The 16445-nt window shown below is 64.6% G+C and carries 16 protein-coding genes and 2 tRNA genes; 5 read left to right on the top strand and 13 right to left on the bottom strand.

All coding sequences use genetic code 11. The features are described from left to right. Positions 1–97: 97 nt before the first annotated feature. The 7 genes from B1A74_RS01635 to B1A74_RS01665 all read right to left on the bottom strand — a co-directional run bounded on the left by B1A74_RS01635 (position 98) and on the right by B1A74_RS01665 (position 7254). Positions 98–847: a tRNA threonylcarbamoyladenosine dehydratase gene (locus tag B1A74_RS01635; protein WP_018947122.1), complete on the bottom strand. Its 750-nt coding sequence runs from the start codon at positions 845–847 to the stop codon at positions 98–100. After that, complete coding sequence (locus tag B1A74_RS01640; RefSeq protein ID WP_077243579.1) at positions 834–1625, bottom strand: TatD family hydrolase; 792 nt, start codon at positions 1623–1625, stop codon at positions 834–836. The genes B1A74_RS01635 and B1A74_RS01640 overlap by 14 nt, the downstream gene beginning before the upstream one ends. 16 nt (positions 1626–1641) lie before the next feature. Then, entirely contained in the window at positions 1642–2673 is a 1032-nt protein-coding gene (locus B1A74_RS01645; RefSeq protein ID WP_019590540.1) for an NADP(H)-dependent aldo-keto reductase, read from the bottom strand. 21 nt (positions 2674–2694) lie between these two features. Beyond that, positions 2695–3831 (bottom strand): FIST signal transduction protein, encoded by a 1137-nt coding sequence (locus B1A74_RS01650; RefSeq protein WP_018947125.1) that lies wholly within the window; start codon positions 3829–3831, stop codon positions 2695–2697. After that, positions 3828–4289 carry a hypothetical protein gene (locus tag B1A74_RS01655; protein ID WP_077243580.1) on the bottom strand — a complete coding sequence of 154 codons (462 nt, stop codon included), beginning with the start codon at positions 4287–4289 and terminating at the stop codon, positions 3828–3830. The genes B1A74_RS01650 and B1A74_RS01655 overlap by 4 nt, the downstream gene beginning before the upstream one ends. A 164-nt stretch (positions 4290–4453) precedes the next feature. Beyond that, positions 4454–5344, bottom strand: a complete 891-nt coding sequence (locus B1A74_RS01660) for a phosphoribulokinase (RefSeq protein ID WP_019589872.1) — start codon at positions 5342–5344, stop codon at positions 4454–4456. Between the two features lie 50 nt (positions 5345–5394). Then, a complete protein-coding gene (locus B1A74_RS01665; RefSeq protein WP_077243581.1) occupies positions 5395–7254 on the bottom strand; it encodes an SLC13 family permease in 1860 nt (619 codons plus the stop codon). Between the two features lie 259 nt (positions 7255–7513). On the opposite strand from B1A74_RS01665, the gene B1A74_RS01670 reads away from it, so the two are divergent. Beyond that, complete coding sequence (locus B1A74_RS01670) at positions 7514–8371, top strand: universal stress protein (protein ID WP_077243582.1); 858 nt, start codon at positions 7514–7516, stop codon at positions 8369–8371. A gap of 9 nt (positions 8372–8380) precedes the next feature. Here B1A74_RS01670 and trmB read toward each other — a convergent pair whose 3' ends face one another. The 3 genes from trmB to thiS are packed head-to-tail and all read right to left on the bottom strand — an operon-like array spanning position 8381 to position 10220. Further along, positions 8381–9142, bottom strand: a complete 762-nt coding sequence (gene trmB, locus B1A74_RS01675) for a tRNA (guanosine(46)-N7)-methyltransferase TrmB (RefSeq protein ID WP_024329596.1) — start codon at positions 9140–9142, stop codon at positions 8381–8383. Beyond that, on the bottom strand, positions 9139–9951 hold the full coding sequence (locus B1A74_RS01680; protein WP_018947130.1) for a thiazole synthase: 813 nt from the start codon (positions 9949–9951) through the stop codon (positions 9139–9141). The genes trmB and B1A74_RS01680 overlap by 4 nt, the downstream gene beginning before the upstream one ends. A 59-nt stretch (positions 9952–10010) precedes the next feature. Then, complete coding sequence (gene thiS, locus B1A74_RS01685; protein ID WP_018947131.1) at positions 10011–10220, bottom strand: sulfur carrier protein ThiS; 210 nt, start codon at positions 10218–10220, stop codon at positions 10011–10013. Positions 10221–10285: 65 nt separating this feature from the next. Here thiS and B1A74_RS01690 point away from each other — a divergent pair. From B1A74_RS01690 to B1A74_RS01700, 3 genes are all read left to right on the top strand, one after another. Beyond that, positions 10286–10359, top strand: a tRNA-Gly gene (locus B1A74_RS01690). Positions 10360–10485: 126 nt separating this feature from the next. Next, positions 10486–10935: a Fur family transcriptional regulator gene (locus tag B1A74_RS01695; RefSeq protein WP_077243583.1), complete on the top strand. Its 450-nt coding sequence runs from the start codon at positions 10486–10488 to the stop codon at positions 10933–10935. Positions 10936–11026: 91 nt separating this feature from the next. Then, a tRNA-Thr gene (locus B1A74_RS01700) sits at positions 11027–11102 on the top strand. Positions 11103–11366: 264 nt separating this feature from the next. Here B1A74_RS01700 and B1A74_RS01705 read toward each other — a convergent pair. From B1A74_RS01705 to mobH, 3 genes are all read right to left on the bottom strand, one after another. Continuing rightward, a complete protein-coding gene (locus B1A74_RS01705; RefSeq protein WP_077243584.1) occupies positions 11367–12305 on the bottom strand; it encodes a tyrosine-type recombinase/integrase in 939 nt (312 codons plus the stop codon). Positions 12306–12408: 103 nt separating this feature from the next. After that, entirely contained in the window at positions 12409–12720 is a 312-nt protein-coding gene (locus tag B1A74_RS01710) for a carbon storage regulator (protein ID WP_077243585.1), read from the bottom strand. A gap of 159 nt (positions 12721–12879) precedes the next feature. Continuing rightward, positions 12880–14712, bottom strand: coding sequence for a MobH family relaxase (mobH, locus tag B1A74_RS01715; RefSeq protein ID WP_425274667.1), 1833 nt, complete (start codon positions 14710–14712; stop codon positions 12880–12882). Positions 14713–15141: 429 nt separating this feature from the next. Here mobH and B1A74_RS14100 point away from each other — a divergent pair, with 429 nt between their 5' ends. Further along, positions 15142–16059: a hypothetical protein gene (locus B1A74_RS14100; protein ID WP_143592222.1), complete on the top strand. Its 918-nt coding sequence runs from the start codon at positions 15142–15144 to the stop codon at positions 16057–16059. Positions 16060–16445 lie beyond the last annotated feature (386 nt).

Raw genomic sequence — 16445 nt, forward strand, 5'->3', positions numbered from 1 at the left:
TGCTTGCAGGCGAACGAGGCGCGATGGGCTTCGCCGTGATCCCCACGATCTACTCGACAGGAAGGTGGGAGCCTGCTTGCAGGCGAACGAGCCAGCCTCAGCGGTCGATCAGACTGCGAATCACCTCGCCGGCTGCGGTCAGGCCGAACAGCGCCGGCAAATAGGAGATGGTGCCGTTCACCGAGCGCGGCCGCCCGCCCAGCGGCCCGTCCACCGGCCGGTGCTCGGTGCCCTTGCTCGGGTTCTCGATGGAGAACACCACCGGATAATCCAGCCGCGCATCCAGCCGGCGCAGGCGCTTGCGCATCTGCCGCGCCAGCGGGCACACCCGGGTGCCGTCCAGCGGCCCCACGCGCACCGCGCGCGGGTCGATACGGCCGCCGGCCCCCATGGCCGAGATCACCCGCACCCCGCGGGCCTGCGCGCCGGCCACCAGCGCCGCCTTGCAGGCGATGGAATCGATCGCGTCCAGCACGTAATCGGCATCCTCCGGGATCAGCTCCGCGACCGTGTCCGGGTTGAGGAATTCGCGCCGCACGGTCACCGCGATCCCCGGATCGATGTCGCGGATGCGTTCGGCCATCACGTCGGTCTTGGGATGCTGCACCGTGGAGCGCAGGGCCACCAGCTGGCGATTGAGATTGGACGGCGCGACCACATCGTGGTCGACCAGGGTCATGCGGCCGACCCCGGCACGGGCGACGGCCTCCGCGGCATAGCTGCCAACCCCGCCCAGCCCGGCAATGAAGACATGCCGGTCGCGCAGGCCGGCAGTGACATCCGCCCCCAGCAGGAGATCGGTGCGTTCGGTATAGGCGTCGTGTGGCAGTTCGTCAGTGCCGCTCATTGGTCCGGACCGTATCCAGCCGGAAAACCCGGCGTGCATTCCGGGTTGTGAGTATAGCGGTACTGACGGGGTCCGTGTTGCGCAAACGCGCCACGGCCGCGTTGACCCCGGCGATCATCGCCGGTTCGTTGCGCTCGCCGCGATGCCCGGCCAGCGGCTGGTCCGGGGCGTCGGTCTCCAGCACCAGGGCTTCCTCCGGCAGGTCGCGCACGATCCGCTGCAGGCGCCGCGCACGATCGAAGGTCACCGGCCCGCCGAACCCCAGCACGCAGCCCCGATCCACCGCCTGTCGCGCCTGCTGTTCGCTGCCGGAGAAGCTGTGCAGGATGGCGGTCACGCCCGGGTGCTGGCGCAGCCCCTTGAGAATCGCGTCCACCGCGCGCCGGCAGTGCAGGATCACCGGCAGGTCGTGGTTATGCGCGATGGCCAGCTGCGCGGTGTAGAACCGCCACTGGGTATCGAAGTCGAGCTCCGCCACGAAGCCATCAAGCCCGGTCTCGCCCACCGCCACCGCCTGTGGATCGGCATCCAGGGCGGCGTCCAGGGCGTCCAGATCCGCGTCGGCGTGCTGTTCGAGAAACACCGGATGCAGGCCGCGGGCCACATACAGCCCCGGCTCGCGGCGAGCCAGGGCATCCATGTCCGCCCAGCGGTCACGGGTCACGCCGGGCAGGACCATCTGCGTGACCCCGGCGGCGCGGGCGCGATCCAGCACCGCCGGGCGGTCCGGATCGAACGGATCCAGATCGAGATGGACGTGGGTGTCGAACAGTTCCACGCCGCCGGCCCCCGGGCTATGGGCTGGGGTAGGTGTAGCGGGCGTGGATGTCCTCGATGGCCTGCAGGATCTCGTCGGACAGGGCCACGTTCACCGAGTCGATGTTCTCGCGCAGCTGTTCCATGGTGGTCGCACCGATCAGGTTGCTGGTCACGAACGGCTGCCGGTTGACGAAGGCCAGCGCCAGCTGGGTCGGCGTCAGGCCATGGCTCTCGGCCAGCCGGGCGTATTCCTCGGTGGACGCCAGCGCCTGCGGGTTGCTGTAGCGCTGGAAGCGCTCGTACAGCGTCAGCCGCGCCCCCTCGGGCTTGCGCCCCTCGCGGTACTTGCCGGAGAGCATGCCGAAGGCCAGCGGGGAGTAGGCCAGCAGGCCCGCATCCTCGCGGATCGCCATCTCGGCGAGACCGGCCTCGAAGCTGCGGTTCAGCAGGCTGTAGGGGTTCTGGATGGAAACGATGCGCTCGGCCAGCCCGCGCTCGTGCTGGCGCAGCCATTCCATGAAACCCCAGGGCGTCTCGTTGGAGATGCCGATGTAGCGCACCCGCCCGCTGGCGACCACGTCCTTCAGCGCGGCGGCGGTCTCCTCGATCGGCGTGGCCCGGTCGTCCGGATCGTGGACGTAGCCCAGCTTGCCGAAGAAATTGGTCGAGCGCGCCGGCCAGTGCACCTGATAGAGGTCGATGCAGTCGGTCTGCAGGCGTTCGAGGCTGGCATCCACCGCCTGTTCGACGTGCTCGCGGGTCAGCTGCGTGCCGCCGCGCAGATAGTCCATGCCCGGCCCGGCGACCTTGGAGGCCAGCACCACGCGGTCGCGGCAGCCGCGCGAGCGCAGCCAGTTGCCGATGTAGCGCTCGGTCAGCCCCTGGGTCTCGGCCCGCGGCGGCACCGGGTACATCTCCGCCGCGTCAATCAGGTTGATGCCGCGCTCCAGCGCATAGTCCAGCTGCTCGAAGGCTTCAGCCTCGGTGTTCTGCTCGCCCCAGGTCATGGTGCCCAGGCCGATCAGGCTCACGTCGATGCCGGTGCGTCCCAGCTTGCGGTATTCCATGACCATCCCCCTGCGACGGATTCAAGTAAACAGTGTCAGCACGCCTGTATAGGCGTACAGACGGTTGGAAAAGATTTCACCGTTGGCGAAGAAGCCCACCAGCGGCACGCCCCCCAGGGCCCGCTGCACGGTGCCCAGCTCGACGTCCGCGTGCACGAACTGATGCCGTCCGCGCCCCAGACAGGACACGTAGATCGCCCCGCGGATCCCTTCCGGGCACTGCTCACGGATCTGCTGCAGCATGCGCTCCAGGTCCTCGTGCGCCGACTGGCCGTCGCGGCGCACGAACAGCACCCGTGACCCCTGCTCCAGGGTCTCGCCCACGGCCAGTAGCTCCTGGTCCATATCGACGCCGGTGATATTGCGCACGCGATAGTCCCCGGTATCCGATCCGGGGATGGGGAACCCGATCTGGATGTACCCCAGGGCCCGCTTCAGATCGCGCGAAAGCACGTCGCCGATGATCCGCCGGAACGCCGGCAGTGCCGGTTCGCCATTAAGGCGGACGATGATGTTGCGCCAGGTCTCGGTCAGTTCGTGCTGCCCGGGCAGCGGCGTGCAGCCCTGGGTGTGGCGGGCCACCAGCGGCACGTCGTCGCGCAGCACGAGGCCGGTGATGCCCGAGCTCATCACGCCATCGGCGATCTGGACCGCGTCGTCCGCGCCGGAGTTGATCCCGCCGGTCGCGAACCATGCGGTCTCTTCGCCGATACGGGTCAGGATCCCCTCGACGTCTTCCAGGCGCGGATCGGCGTTGAGAATCAGTCGCGCCGGCGTGGCCGGATCGACAAAGCCCTCAAGGGCCCGGGTCAGTTCATCGAAGGAGCGCACCGGATGCCGGATCAGGCGCACGGAGTCCGCCGGCAACTCCCCGACCATCAGGGTGACGGCGGGATCGTCGTAATACTCGTGCTCGCGGCCCATGACCGCGATCCCCATGCCGCCGACGAAGTGATCGATGGGGGCCTTCTTGCGCAGCTCGCGCAGCAGCAGCCGGGCGTTACGCGCGATCTCGTCGGAGATGCAGATGAAACCCACGCGCACGCGGCCGTCCGGGGCCGGCGACAGCTCGCCAAGCTGACCGGCGAGTTCGGCGGCCAGTGTCCGGGGCTCGTCGCCTGTGGCACTGGCACAGAGGAAAGGTTCGGTCGCGCTCATAGTCCGAGATGCTCCAGCATGCTGAGGGCCTCGTTGTCCTCGACCGGAATACCGACCTCCGCCCGCATGTCTTCGTTCCCGACAAACTCCAGACGTGCATGATGACGCTCGTCCAGCTCCTCCAGGAACCAGGCGATCTCCGAGGGATGGACCACATGTTCGCCACGCACCAGATGCCGCGCCAGCACCACGTCCTCGCGAATGTCCAGGAACAGCGGCTGCGGCAGGTCCAGCGGCAGGATATGGGTCTGCACCAGCCATTCCACCGGAGTCGGCCGCTGGCCGGCCGGCAGGCGCCGGCTGTCGATGCGGAAATGCCCGCCTCCTCCGGGCTGCTTGAGCAGCTCCTCCAGCCAGTCACCGGAAAAGCCCTGGTGAACGACCAGTGAACGCCCGGTGTAGCGGGCACGGAAACGCTCCATCTGGCGGGCCGGGCGCGGGCCGAATATTCCGAACACGGCGACTCCGTTATTTCGGGAACAGGCGAGCAATCCTATCCGAAACCGCCGGGGCATTGAAAAAGGGCGCCCCGGCTCCGTGCGATCCGCAGCAACAAAAAGGGCCGCGCCCCGAAGGTCGCGGCCCCTGCAACGGGCCCGCAGCCCGCGCCATGCACTCGCGATCAGCCGCGACGCGCCAGCATGTCGTGGATGATCGGGGCGAGGATGACTTCCATGGCCAGAGCCATCTTGCCGCCGGGCACCACGATGGTGTTGCGCCGGGACATGAACGAGTCCGGGATCATGTTCAGCAGGTAGGGGAAGTCCACGCCGAACTTCTTGGGATCGCTGAAGCGGATCACCACCATGCTCTCGTCCGGGGTGGGGATGTCGCGGGCGATGAACGGGTTGGAGGTATCCACCGTCGGCACGCGCTGGAAGTTGATGTCGGTACGCGAGAACTGCGGGGTGATGTAGTTCACGTAATCCGGCATGCGCCGCAGGATCGTGTCCACGGTCGCCTCGGCAGAGTAACCGCGCTCGAGGTTGTCGCGGAAGATCTTCTGGATCCACTCGAGGTTTACGATCGGCACCACGCCGATGCCCAGATCGACATGCTGCGAGGCATCGATGTTGCCGTCCGCCACCAGCCCGTGCAGGCCTTCGTAGAACATCAGGTCGGAACCCGGCTCGATCTCTTCCCACGGGGTGAACTCGCCCGGACCGAGGTTGGTGCCGAGACGCTGGTTGTGTTGCTCGGCTTCCTCGTCGGAATGCAGGTAGTAGCGCTTCTCGCCCTGGCCGGTCTCGCCGTAGGTCTTGAACAGATCCTCGATGCGGTCGAACAGGTTGGCCTCGGGGCCGAAGTGGGAGAAGTGCGGGTTCCCCTCGTCGGCCGCCTTCTGCATGGCTTCCTTCATCGCCTTGCGGTCATAGCGATGGAAGCTGTCGCCCTCGATCACCACGGGGTTGATCTGCTCACGGCGGAAGATCGACTCGAACGAGCGCTTCACGGTGGAGGTGCCGGCACCCGAAGAACCGGTGACGGCGATCACGGGATGTTTCTGGGACATGAGAGTCTCTCCTTACGCAATCAAGCGTTACAAACGTCAGCAAATCGGGGTCAGAAGACCAGATTGATCATGAACATGGCCACCACGCCGAACAGGATCGTCATGATGCTGCCGGCCTTCATGTAGTCCTTCACCCGGTAGCCGCCGGGGCCCATGATCAGGGCGTTCACCTGGTGGGTCGGGATCAGGAACGAGTTGGAGGTGGCGATGGCCACGGTGATGGCGAACACGCGCGGGTCCGCGTCCATGCCCGCGGCCTGGGCCGCGGTGGCGAAACTGATCGCCAGCGGCACCAGCAGCACGGTCGCCCCCACATTGGACATGACCAGGGTAAAGAACGTGGCCAGCGCGAAGATCGTGGCCTGCAACACCCAGGGTGGCACGGTTCCCAGCATGTCCAGGGTGTTCTGGGCGATCCAGGCAGCGGTCCCGGTATTCTCCACCGCCATGCCCAGAGGTATCAGCGAGGCCAGCAGGAACACGGTCTTCCAGCTGATGGCGTTGTAGGCGTCGTCCAGGCTCAGCACGCCGGTCAGGATCATGCCCATGGCCCCGGTGAGCAGGGCGACCGACAGCTGCAGATCGGTGAACAGGATCAGCGACACCGCCACCACAAGGAAGGTCAGCGCGTGCGGAACCTTGCTCGGGCGCAGCTCCTCGCGCGGGTAGTCCGAGGTGATCACGACGAAGTCGCGGTCCTTCTCCAGACGCGCCAGTGAAGTCCAGTTGGTGTGGACCACCAGGATGTCGCCCGGCTCCAGCGGGATGTCGCGCAGCCCCTCACGGTAGACCTCTCCGCCACGCTGCATGCGCATCACCGACAGGCCGTAGGTCTGGCGCATGGCGACTTCGGTCACCGTCTTGCCGGCCAGGTTGGACCCCGGCGAGATCGCGACCTCGGCGATCCCGGACTGGGAGGAGTCCAGGGCGCTGGCAAACACGTCCAGGTCGGTGGAGGGCCGGAACTTCAGGTTCTGGCTCAGCTCTTCCATGCGCCGCGGGCTGGCCAGCACCGCCAGGCGCGAATTGGCCTGGATCTCGTAACCGGTCCAGGGGGCGATGCGCATCTCGTCGCGCGCATGCGAGCCCACGATCGCCACGCCGGTTTCGCGCTCGACATCGGCCACGGTCCGCCCCACCAGCGGGTCGTCATCCGCCACCCGCACTTCGTGGATCTCGTAGGACAGGCCGTAGACCCGCTGGAAGTAGTCCCGGGTGCCCTCGGTCGCGGTGGGCTGAGCCCCTACCGACGGCAGCACGTAACGCCCCAGCAGCACGAAATAGACGATCACCGTGGCCAGCAGGGCCAGGCCGATGGGCGTGACATCGAACAGCTCGAAACGCTCCATGTCGTCCGGCAGCAGGTCGTTCAGCAGGATCAACGGGCTGGAACCGACCAGGGTGATGGTGCCGCCGGTGATGGCCGCGAAGCCCATCGGCATCAGCAGGCGCGAAAGCGGGATACCCAGGCGGCTGGAGATGCGGCTCATCACCGGCATGAACAGCGCCGCCGCGCCGATGTTCTGCATGAAGCTGGAGATCACGCCGACCGTGCCGGACACCGTGGGGATGATGCGTTTTTCCCCGGTGCCGCCCACGCGCATGATGAAACTGGCGACCTTGTGCATCACGCCGGTCTTGTCCAGCCCGGCACCGATGATCATCACCGCGATGATCGAGATGACCGCGTTGGAGGCAAATCCGCTGAACAGCTCGTCCTGCGCCACCAGTTCGCCCAGATCGGGCAGCAGCGGCACCACGCCGAACACCAGCGGGAGCAGCCCGATCAGAACCATTACCACGATCGCCGCCAGATCGACCCGCACGATCTCGGAGACGAACAGAAAGATGGTGAAGGCGAGCAGGCCCAGCACCACGATCATTTCGGTGGTCAGCGTCAGATTTTCCATGAACCGCCAGTCCTGAAGGAGCGAGGCCGGCGGAACCAGTCCACCGGCACGGGAAGCACGGGCGCGTCGTCCGGTCACGACACCAGGCGGAGCACCGGGCCACGCGGGCCGGGCGGAACTCCGCAGACAACACCCATTGAAAGCGCGCGATTATTCCATCCCGGCGGGCCGGACGCAAAAACGCGCCCGAGCCGAAGGCGTGCGCAGGCCGCGTCCCCTCCGGTATGCTGGGAAAATCAATCGAGAAGGAGAAACCGCCATGGCCGAAGCGGCGTCCACCGGCAACCAGCCCCAGTTTCGCACCATCGTCGTCGCCACCGACGGCTCGGAATACAGCACCGCCGCCGAGAACGTGGCCCTGGAGCTCGCCGGCCGCTGCGGGGCACGTCTGCGGATCGTGCGCATCATCCCGACCGACACCCAGCACGACGCCCTCTCTCCGCGACGCAGCCACGATGCCAGCGTGTCCGCCCAGGGCGACCTGGACGCGCTCGAGAAGCGTGCCCGAGAAGCCGGCCTGGAGGTCTCGGCCATCCTGCGCCACGGAGTCGACCGGCATCAGGAGATCGTCAGTGTGGCGGAAGAGCACGAAGCCGACCTGATCGTGATCGGCCGGCGCACCCGCGGCGAGATGGCCCGCCTGATGGTGGGCGACGCCACCGCCAAGGTGATTGGCCTCGCACCGTGCAACGTGATGGTCGTCCCGCGCGACACCGAAGCCCCGCGCCAGGGCCTGCTGGTGGGGACCGACGGTTCCGAACTGGGTGACAAGGCCGCGCGTGCGGCCGTGGAGCTCGCGCAGCACTGCAGCCTGCCGCTGACCGTGGCCTCGGTCGCCGTACCCGGACAGAGCGAGGCCCGGCGCCAGGAGGGCGTGGACGCGATCCAGCGGCTGCAGGGCGAGGCCCGCGAAGCGGGCGTGGAAACCGACGCGCTGTTCGAGGAAGGTCGCCCGGAGGTCACCCTGATCGAGATCGCGGAGCGCCAGCATCGCGACCTGATCGTACTGGGCAGCCACGGCCGCACCGGGCTCAAGCGGCTGCTGATGGGCTCGGTCTCCGAACGCGTCGTCGGTCAGGCGCGCTGCCCGGTCCTGGTGGTCAAGAAGAAGGGCTGAGCCGCCGCCTCACTCCGCCGGGGCGGGGGCCTCGGTGCGCCGGTAGACCAGATCCGCCACCGCATGCCCGCGCTGCAGCCCGCGGCGCTCGAATTTGGTCTCGGGGCGCCAGGCCGGGCGTTCCGGACGCGGCACCGGGCCATCCGGCGCGAACCATTCGGTCGCCCCGGCCATCACCTCCTGCATGTGTTCGGCGTAATCCGCCCAGTCGGTGGCCAGGTGCAGCCAGCCGCCCGGCCGGATCCAGCCCGCCAGCGCGCGCACGAACCCGGGCTGGATCAGGCGGCGCTTGTGATGGCGCTTCTTGTGCCAGGGGTCGGGGAAATACACCTGCACGGTGTCCAGACTGGCTGGCGCGAAATGCGCCTCCAGCAGCTCCACCGCGTCGCGGTCGGAGACCCGCAGGTTGGTCAGCCCCCGACGCTCGATTTCGCCCAGCAGGTGCCCCACTCCGGGGCGATGCACCTCGGTACCGATGAAGTCGCGATCCGGCGCCGCCGCGGCCTGTTCGGCCAGGCTGTCGCCGTCGCCAAAGCCGATCTCCAGGGTCACCGGCGCCTCGCGGCCGAAAACCGCCGCCAGATCCAGCATCCCGGCGTCGGGCGCCGGATCCAGGCCGAAGCGCGGCCAGAGCTCATCCAGTGCGCGCTGCTGACCCGTGGTCAGACGCCCCTCGCGGCGCACGAACGAGCGAACCCGGCGATGGTGCGCCGGGCGCCCCCCGTCCCTGTCAGCGGGCCGGTTGTCGTGCGATTCGTGCGGGGCCGTCATGAGCCGGCGAAGAACAGTCCGGTCTCCGGCGAGGAGGCCGAGGCATAGCGCCGTGCCGGCATGCGTCCGGCGCGCCAGGCCTCGCGGCCCGCCACGATCGCGTGACGCATAGCACGGGCCATGCGCACCGGATCGTCGGCCGCGGCGATGGCGGTGTTCATCAGCACGCCGTCGCAGCCCAGCTCCATCGCGATGGCCGCATCCGACGCCGTGCCCACACCCGCGTCCACCAGCACCGGTACCGACGCGTTTTCCACGATCTCGCGGATGTTGTAGCGGTTCTGGATCCCCAGACCCGAGCCGATCGGCGCGGCCAGCGGCATGATCGCGCGGCAGCCGATATCCTCCAGACGTTTCGCCAGCAGCGGATCGTCGGTGGTGTACACCATCACCTCGAAGCCGTCGTTAACCAGCGTCTCGGCGGCCTTCACCGTCTCGAACACGTCCGGGTACAGGGTCTTCTCGTCGCCCAGCACCTCCAGCTTGACCAGGTTGTGCCCGTCGAGCAGCTCGCGCGCCAGCCGGCAGGTGCGCACCGCGTCTTCCGCGGAATAGCAGCCGGCGGTATTCGGCAGCAGGGTGTAGCGATCCGGCGGAACCACGTCCAGCAGGTTCGGCTCGTCGGGGTTCTGGCCAATGTTGGTGCGGCGGATGGCCACGGTCACGATCTCGGCACCGCTGCCCTCGATCGCCTCGCGGGTCTGCTCCAGATCGCGGTACTTGCCCGTGCCCACCAGCAGACGGGACTGGAAACGGCGCTCGCCGACGTGAAACGGATCGTCGGCGGATCCGGCGGCCATCTGGCTCATGCATGCTCCTCGGTTAACGGTTGCGGATGCGGATGCGGATACGACTGCGGGCAAGAATATCAGCCACCGCCGATCGCCTGAACGACCTCGACCCGATCACCCTCCTGCAACCGCCGCTCGGCGTGCTCGCTGCGGGGCACCAGGGTCTCGTTCACCTCCACGGCCAGTCGCCGGCCGGCAAAGCCGCGCTGTTGAATCAGGTCCGCCACTGTCGGCGGCTCCTGATCCGCAGGGATTTCGCAGGTTTCTCCGTTCAATTTGATCTGCATGGGACATACCGTTGGTGATTCGGGCATTGAGCCGGGGCGCGTACGCGCATACAATTCGTGGCCAGGCGGGTGTAGTTCAATGGTAGAACATCAGCTTCCCAAGCTGAGAACGTGGGTTCGATTCCCATCACCCGCTCCATCCCTTGCTCGTTCCCGGCTTCGTTCTGTTGGCGGCATTCTATCAGCTTGCCGCGCAGGATCCCCGGATGCCCTTTTCCTAAAACAGAACTGGACTCTGTCCAATTCGCTGTTATATGTTGGAAGCATGAGCACCCGAATCCCCCAACCCGATCTGCTGGGAATCGACGAAGCGCGCGCCCTGCTGCGCGATTACCGCATTTCGCCGACCGAGCAGCGGGTGGAAATCGTACGCGTACTGTTTGCCCGCAACCAGCATCTCAGCGCCGACCACATCCTCGCGCAGCTCACGCGCCAGGAGTCGCGCGTGTCCAAGGCCACGGTGTACAACGCCCTCAAGCTGTTCGCCGAGAAGGGCCTGGTGCGCGAAGTGATCGTCGACCCGTCGCGGGTCTTCTACGACTCCAACCGCGCCCCGCACCACCACCTGTTCCACGTGGACAGCGGCCAGCTCGAGGACGTGGAACCGGCCCAGGTACAGGTGAACGACCTGCCGCCGCTGCCCGAAGGTACCGACGTGCTGAGCGTGGACGTGATCGTCCGCGTCGGCCCGGGGCAGAGTTCCGGCGAAAACTGATCCCCGAAAGCGCCCGCTATCCCGGGAGACGTCCCGTCGCCCGCCCGGGGCATTGTTGGTAACGCCCCGCTTCGCTATGATGTCGCGCTCAGCCGACGTAGCTCAGCAGGTAGAGCAATCGATTCGTAATCGATAGGTCGCAGGTTCGATTCCTGCCGTCGGCACCAAACTTGCTGTCATCGTCGGACAAGGGGACGATGACAGACCAGAGCCAGGGACAGGTCCGCCCTATTCGGACCATCGGAAGGGCGGTGTTGATGGCACCGCCCTTCTTTTTTGCGTCCCCCGCTCGAATGTCGAGGCGTACTGCCAGGTGGCACGTACTGACTGGCTACAGGCGGCATGTAGAAGCCGCCCGGTCCTTTACTATCCCATATCGGAATCCCCAGTCAAGCAAGGGTTTGCGTGTCTGCGGTGATCCTGCACGCTGCCTAGGACCGGCCCGGTTGGGGGAGGTGGTCAACCAACTGGCGCAGCTGCCCCATATCGGGTTCGACGTATTGCATCGTAGTCGATAGGTTGGTGTGTCCCAGCAAGTGCTGCAGCGCGCGAAGCGGGGGGTTCTCCTGACGCCCCACCTCGGTCCCCAGCGTATGCCGGAGACGGTGCGGCGAAATGGGCTGTCCCAGTACATCGCCTAGCTTCCGGAAAAAGCCGCTGACCTGTCCTACTCGGATGCCGTCGCCCTGGTAGCGCGTTTCGCCACGGTGCAGGCCCAGGTTGAACACTTGCGCTTGCTCAAGGCCCCGGGGGCCGCGTAGCGCAATGGTCCGGTCATAGAGTTCCCGCAACGGCTCCACCAAGGGCGCGGGGATCGGAATATCCCACTCTCGGTGGGTTTTCGATCCCGCTGCTGATAGCCGCAGCTCGCCTTCTTTCCAGCACACATCGCCCCAGGTCAGTGCCACCAGTTGCCGCCGTCGCATACCGGTGTAGTAGAAGGTGAGCAGTACCACGAGCCAGAACCACCGGGGCTCAAGGCATCGATTCTCGGAATCATCGAGCGCCGCGATCGCCTGATCCAGAAGGTCGCGCGAAACGGTCTTGATCCGCCGATCTTCAGGAGCTGCATCGACCCGTTCCAGGGGGTCATGGCTGATCCATTCCGCTTCCATGGCGAAGCGCCACATCGCGCGGAAATGGCGACGGTAGTAGTTCCAGGTCGTCGCGCGGGCGCGCTGCAGGACCTGGCTGCGCCATTCCAGCAGCGTGTCGCGCTGAATCTCGTCCAGCGTCCTGACGCCCATGTCGTTTTGAAACTGTCGGACAACCTGTTGGTAGCGGATCGCGGTATCGGGCCGCAAAATCCGCTCGCGCAGATAGATCTGCACCAGGTCGTCGAGGGTGCGGTGGGTCTCCATCGCGGGCATGCCCTCCCCTGTAACGGTTCAAGTCACGCCCCTGGCATCACTAAAGTTAGCACACGGTCTCCCTGCCAGGCGCGCGTCCTCACGAATCCAGCAGTGAAACCGCCTATTCCGTTCGCGATGGAGCCGAAATTTCCTGGGAGGATTGACGTCGTTCCCGCAATGCCTCGCGCACGATCTCCACGCTCTCGGGGGCCTCGATGCCAAGGCGCGCCTTGCGATGGTCGACGTACTCGATACGGACGGGGCCGTCCGGGTGGTGAAGGGTGATCCGGCTGCCTGCGGTATCCCACTCGACATTGAGACCGGGCGCGCACGCCGACAGCCGAAGGGGTGCTTCCTGGGTCTGCACCGCAACCACGAGGGCGCTATCCCCCACGTACAGCGCTTCCCCGTCCTTCAGGGTCAAAACCAACATTCCTTAATCCTCCTCCTCCTTGCTTCCCTGCCTGTTTTCCAGATCCCTCTGTAGTGCTTCCGAATATTCGGTCGTTATTATTCCCCTATAAGCCGTGTAGAATATCCCGGTATTCCTCCCGTGTCACATGCCCGTAACTATCCGGGCAAGACGGCTGGCTTACGCTTCGGTGGCGGGTGTCAGGTGGTCGTTGGGTGAGGGTATCCAGTCCGGGCCGAAGACAACGGAGGTGTTACGGATCAGGAGGCCGTTGATCCGGCTGGTCTGGCGTTCGCCCCGCACCACATAGCGATGGATGTTGGTGCCCTCGGAAGACTTCTCGTGCAGCTGTAACCGCTGAAAGCGCTTCTGAGCGGTGTTCCACGCGTGGCCCGTCGCGCTCGCAAAGTCACGGAAGATCCCGGGGCTGACGAGCAGTACGCCCTCGGGAACTACGTGGATCCGGGCCTCCCGCGTGTTCACCAGGAGCGACCCGTCCGCGACACCTCGTCGGATCCATTCGAGACAGGCATCCCCCGGGTCTTCAGGCAAGGGGACGTCCGCACCCGAATCGCGTGACGCCATCGACCGCGGCGGTGGCTCGGCCTTCGGCTCGTCAGTGGCTTCATCCAGGACGCCGTCGAGCCCCGGAGGGAGCGGCAGATCGTCAACACCGGCCGAAATGGCCGGGTGGGGGTTCGAGTGGCTTTCGGCCACCACGTCAGTCTGACCCGTCTGGATCGCGACGGGTTCGACGGGGGCCGGATCTGCCGCGGGGGCGGCCGCCTCTTCAGGTGAAGAGCGGCTTGGCGGTCTGTCGCCAGACTCCGTTGCCCCCTCGGCCGATGCCTCGCCAAGCGGCGTCACGGAACCCTCGAACACCATCGGCATCGCATCAGGATCGGACCAAATGCGGGCCACCGGCAGGCGGATGAGTGTCAGCTCGTGCGACCAGCCGTCGCCGGCAACCCGGGCCCTCCAGATGGCGCGGTCCCCATTGGCGGTCAGCACTCCGTGCTCCTGCAGTGTGTCAAAGATCCGGTCGTTGCTCGACGGAATACCGGGATGCCCCTCCTCACGGAGCTGTGCCCGCAGCGCGTCGGCCGCGCGCTTCGATACGAGCCACAGATCCGACTCCGTGCGCCAGCCTGCCGCGCCATTGCGGTTCAGCGGCAGATCCTCGCTGCTCAGCAGGTGCCGAAGCGATGTCATCAGCTTCTCGTGGAGCGGCTTCGTGGGCGTCGGAAGTCGGTCCGGTGATTCGCCGCCCAGGTTTCGCGCCACCGACTCCCGGTCGGCCTGCAGGATGATCTGTCCCAGCGCCCCCGCATCCTCCATGTGCCCGTGGATTGCATGGATCCACGCCTGCAGCAGTTCCTGGTGTTGAGCGATCCAGGACATGCCTTCCGGCGGCAGGACCCAATGCGCGACGAGACTGGATACCGGTTCGTGGAGTTTGTGAACACGACCGCGCCTGTACCGCACGGAATACCAGTGCGCACCCGGTCGCTCGGTCATCGGCCCGAGCCAGGGTTCCCAGCGCCCCAGGCGGTTGCCCAGGGCGTCGTACAGGACGATCTCCTGGTCAACCGCGGGCTTGCCCACGTCGTGCAGCAGAGCTGCCGAGAAGACGCCGTAGGACCACGCGTCCGCTTCATGGGAAAGCCGTTCCGGTTCTGCCCCGGGCGGCAGGACGTACCCCCGGCGGATTTGCAACGCCTTGAGCACGACTTCGAGTCCGTGGTCCAGCATGCCGCCACGGCCCGAGTGGTGGTGAACCTCGGACGCGGGCACTTCCTGGACGAACGTCGCGTACTGGCGCAGGGTCGCAGCGACGTACTGTTCGGCGCACTCCGACGGGAGCGCGAGAAGGCCGGTGATCTGGCGCAGGAGCGCTTGGCGGTGGGGTGGCTGCAGCAGTTGCTCGGCAGTCTGGACTGGAAGTAGGCCTTCGCGGGGTGGCCGCCGCGGCTTATCTTCCGCCGAGTGTTTTCTGCGGAACCATCTGGGCAACATCAGGACCGTCCCGAAACGAATAGACTGAATAGAATGCCGTTGGTAACTCGATAGAAGAGCCAAAATCCGTGATCCATCCCGACACGATTTCTTCCAGCCAGCCCTGGTCGGCTAAGGCCTCTATGGTCCACACGCCCCCCCCCGATCCGGCCTAACCGTCTTGCAGATGGTCGCCAACCGCACTTTGCTTAGGCACAATCGTCGCATGGCTACTTACGCGCAATCGCCCCAATGCCTTCATCCAGTTCCCGCAGGCGGCCTAGACGATGGACGGCATTCTCTATCGAGGTCTATCGTGGATGGTGCGTCACTTTCCAGCTTTCCAGTGTCGTACGAGAGGGTCGCCGTGAACCGGCGCGCATTGCGCACGCGAAAGTTCCTTCTCTGCGCATACTCGCCTCCTAAGCAGTCAAAGGGGCCGGTTGAGTGCTGAAAAGGACCTACAAGTATCTTTACACGCGATTGTCGAAATTCGTGCTCGGACATGGAGTTTCTGCATTTTCTGACACCATAATTATCGGTGCTTCAGGATACCTTCTGACAAAAAAAGCGTTTGATATATCTATTTCTGGATGGTTGCTGGAAAACGCTCTGCAGCAGCCTGCCGTCGACGCATATGTGTATTTATCAGGGGCTACTCTTGTAGCAGCGATCATTCTAAAGATGTCGTCGATCGTGTTCGTTCATTTCCCGGCGGTTAAGCACGCTACGGTTGAGCCTGAAGAAATTTCAGAGTGCTTGCTGGTTATGAACAAGGAAATATTTGGCCACATATCGAAATGTGATTCGAGTGATCCGCCTTGTTTGAGGGAGATAAGCGAACAGCATTCATTTGATGTGAACATAAGGATGGTGGCGGAGTCCTTGGCCGAACACATAGAGAAGTCCGTGGGTGCAATAAAGGTAAAGAGAAAAGACGTTTTCATATCTCTCTATTCATATGATGATGAAAATGGATGCTTGTCGTATGAGCTTCATCACGATTCGAGGCGCGACTCGGTTGACTCTAAGGTTCTGTGCATAGATGATGAGAAGTACGCTGAATACGAGTGCATTAAAACCATAAAATCATCTGCGAGTACTTCATATGTTATTAACAAAAAGAAATATGCAAAAGGAAATTCTAGGCGTCATAAGACTCTAGAGCAGTATATGGGGTGCAAGCTAGAGATGAACGGATGCGTCTATGGGTTTTTGAATATAGAGTTCCACAACAATCCTGTGTTCGTCGACGAAGAAGAAATGCAAGACTTTATGGAGGAGAGTATATTTCCCTTCAAATTGTTGCTCGAGTATCAATACCTAAAGAAAGATTTCTTTGATCGGTTTCATCATTTTGAATAGAATTGGAGTCTCAAATGGCCTTGAAAACGGAATCCGAAAATCGTCGGCTTTTTGAAGAGGCGCGATCGTTGAGGCAAAGTGTGCGCTCAAGCTTGCATGAAAAGGCGAAGAACACACCTGGTTCGAATCGCGAAGCCACAGGCGGTTTGGCGTTTGGGGGTGACGGTAAGGGTGAAAAGAAAGGCGTTCGCTAAAGAGAGCGTTATTGATCTACGCGTTTCCGGCCCTTGACCCGTGCACGTTTGGCGATAGTCAGGCGGTAATGGGCGGGAGTGCGGTACGCGGTCATGGTCGCGCAGGATAGGATGCCGACACGTTGGGGTGTGGTCTGACGACGCGAAAGCTGTCAAGCGCTTCTTTTCGGGGCCTGAATTCAACCAATAAGT

Origin of the sequence: Thioalkalivibrio halophilus (genome assembly GCF_001995255.1) — a bacterium.
In the GTDB taxonomy this organism is placed as follows: Bacteria; Pseudomonadota; Gammaproteobacteria; order Ectothiorhodospirales; family Ectothiorhodospiraceae; genus Thioalkalivibrio; species Thioalkalivibrio halophilus.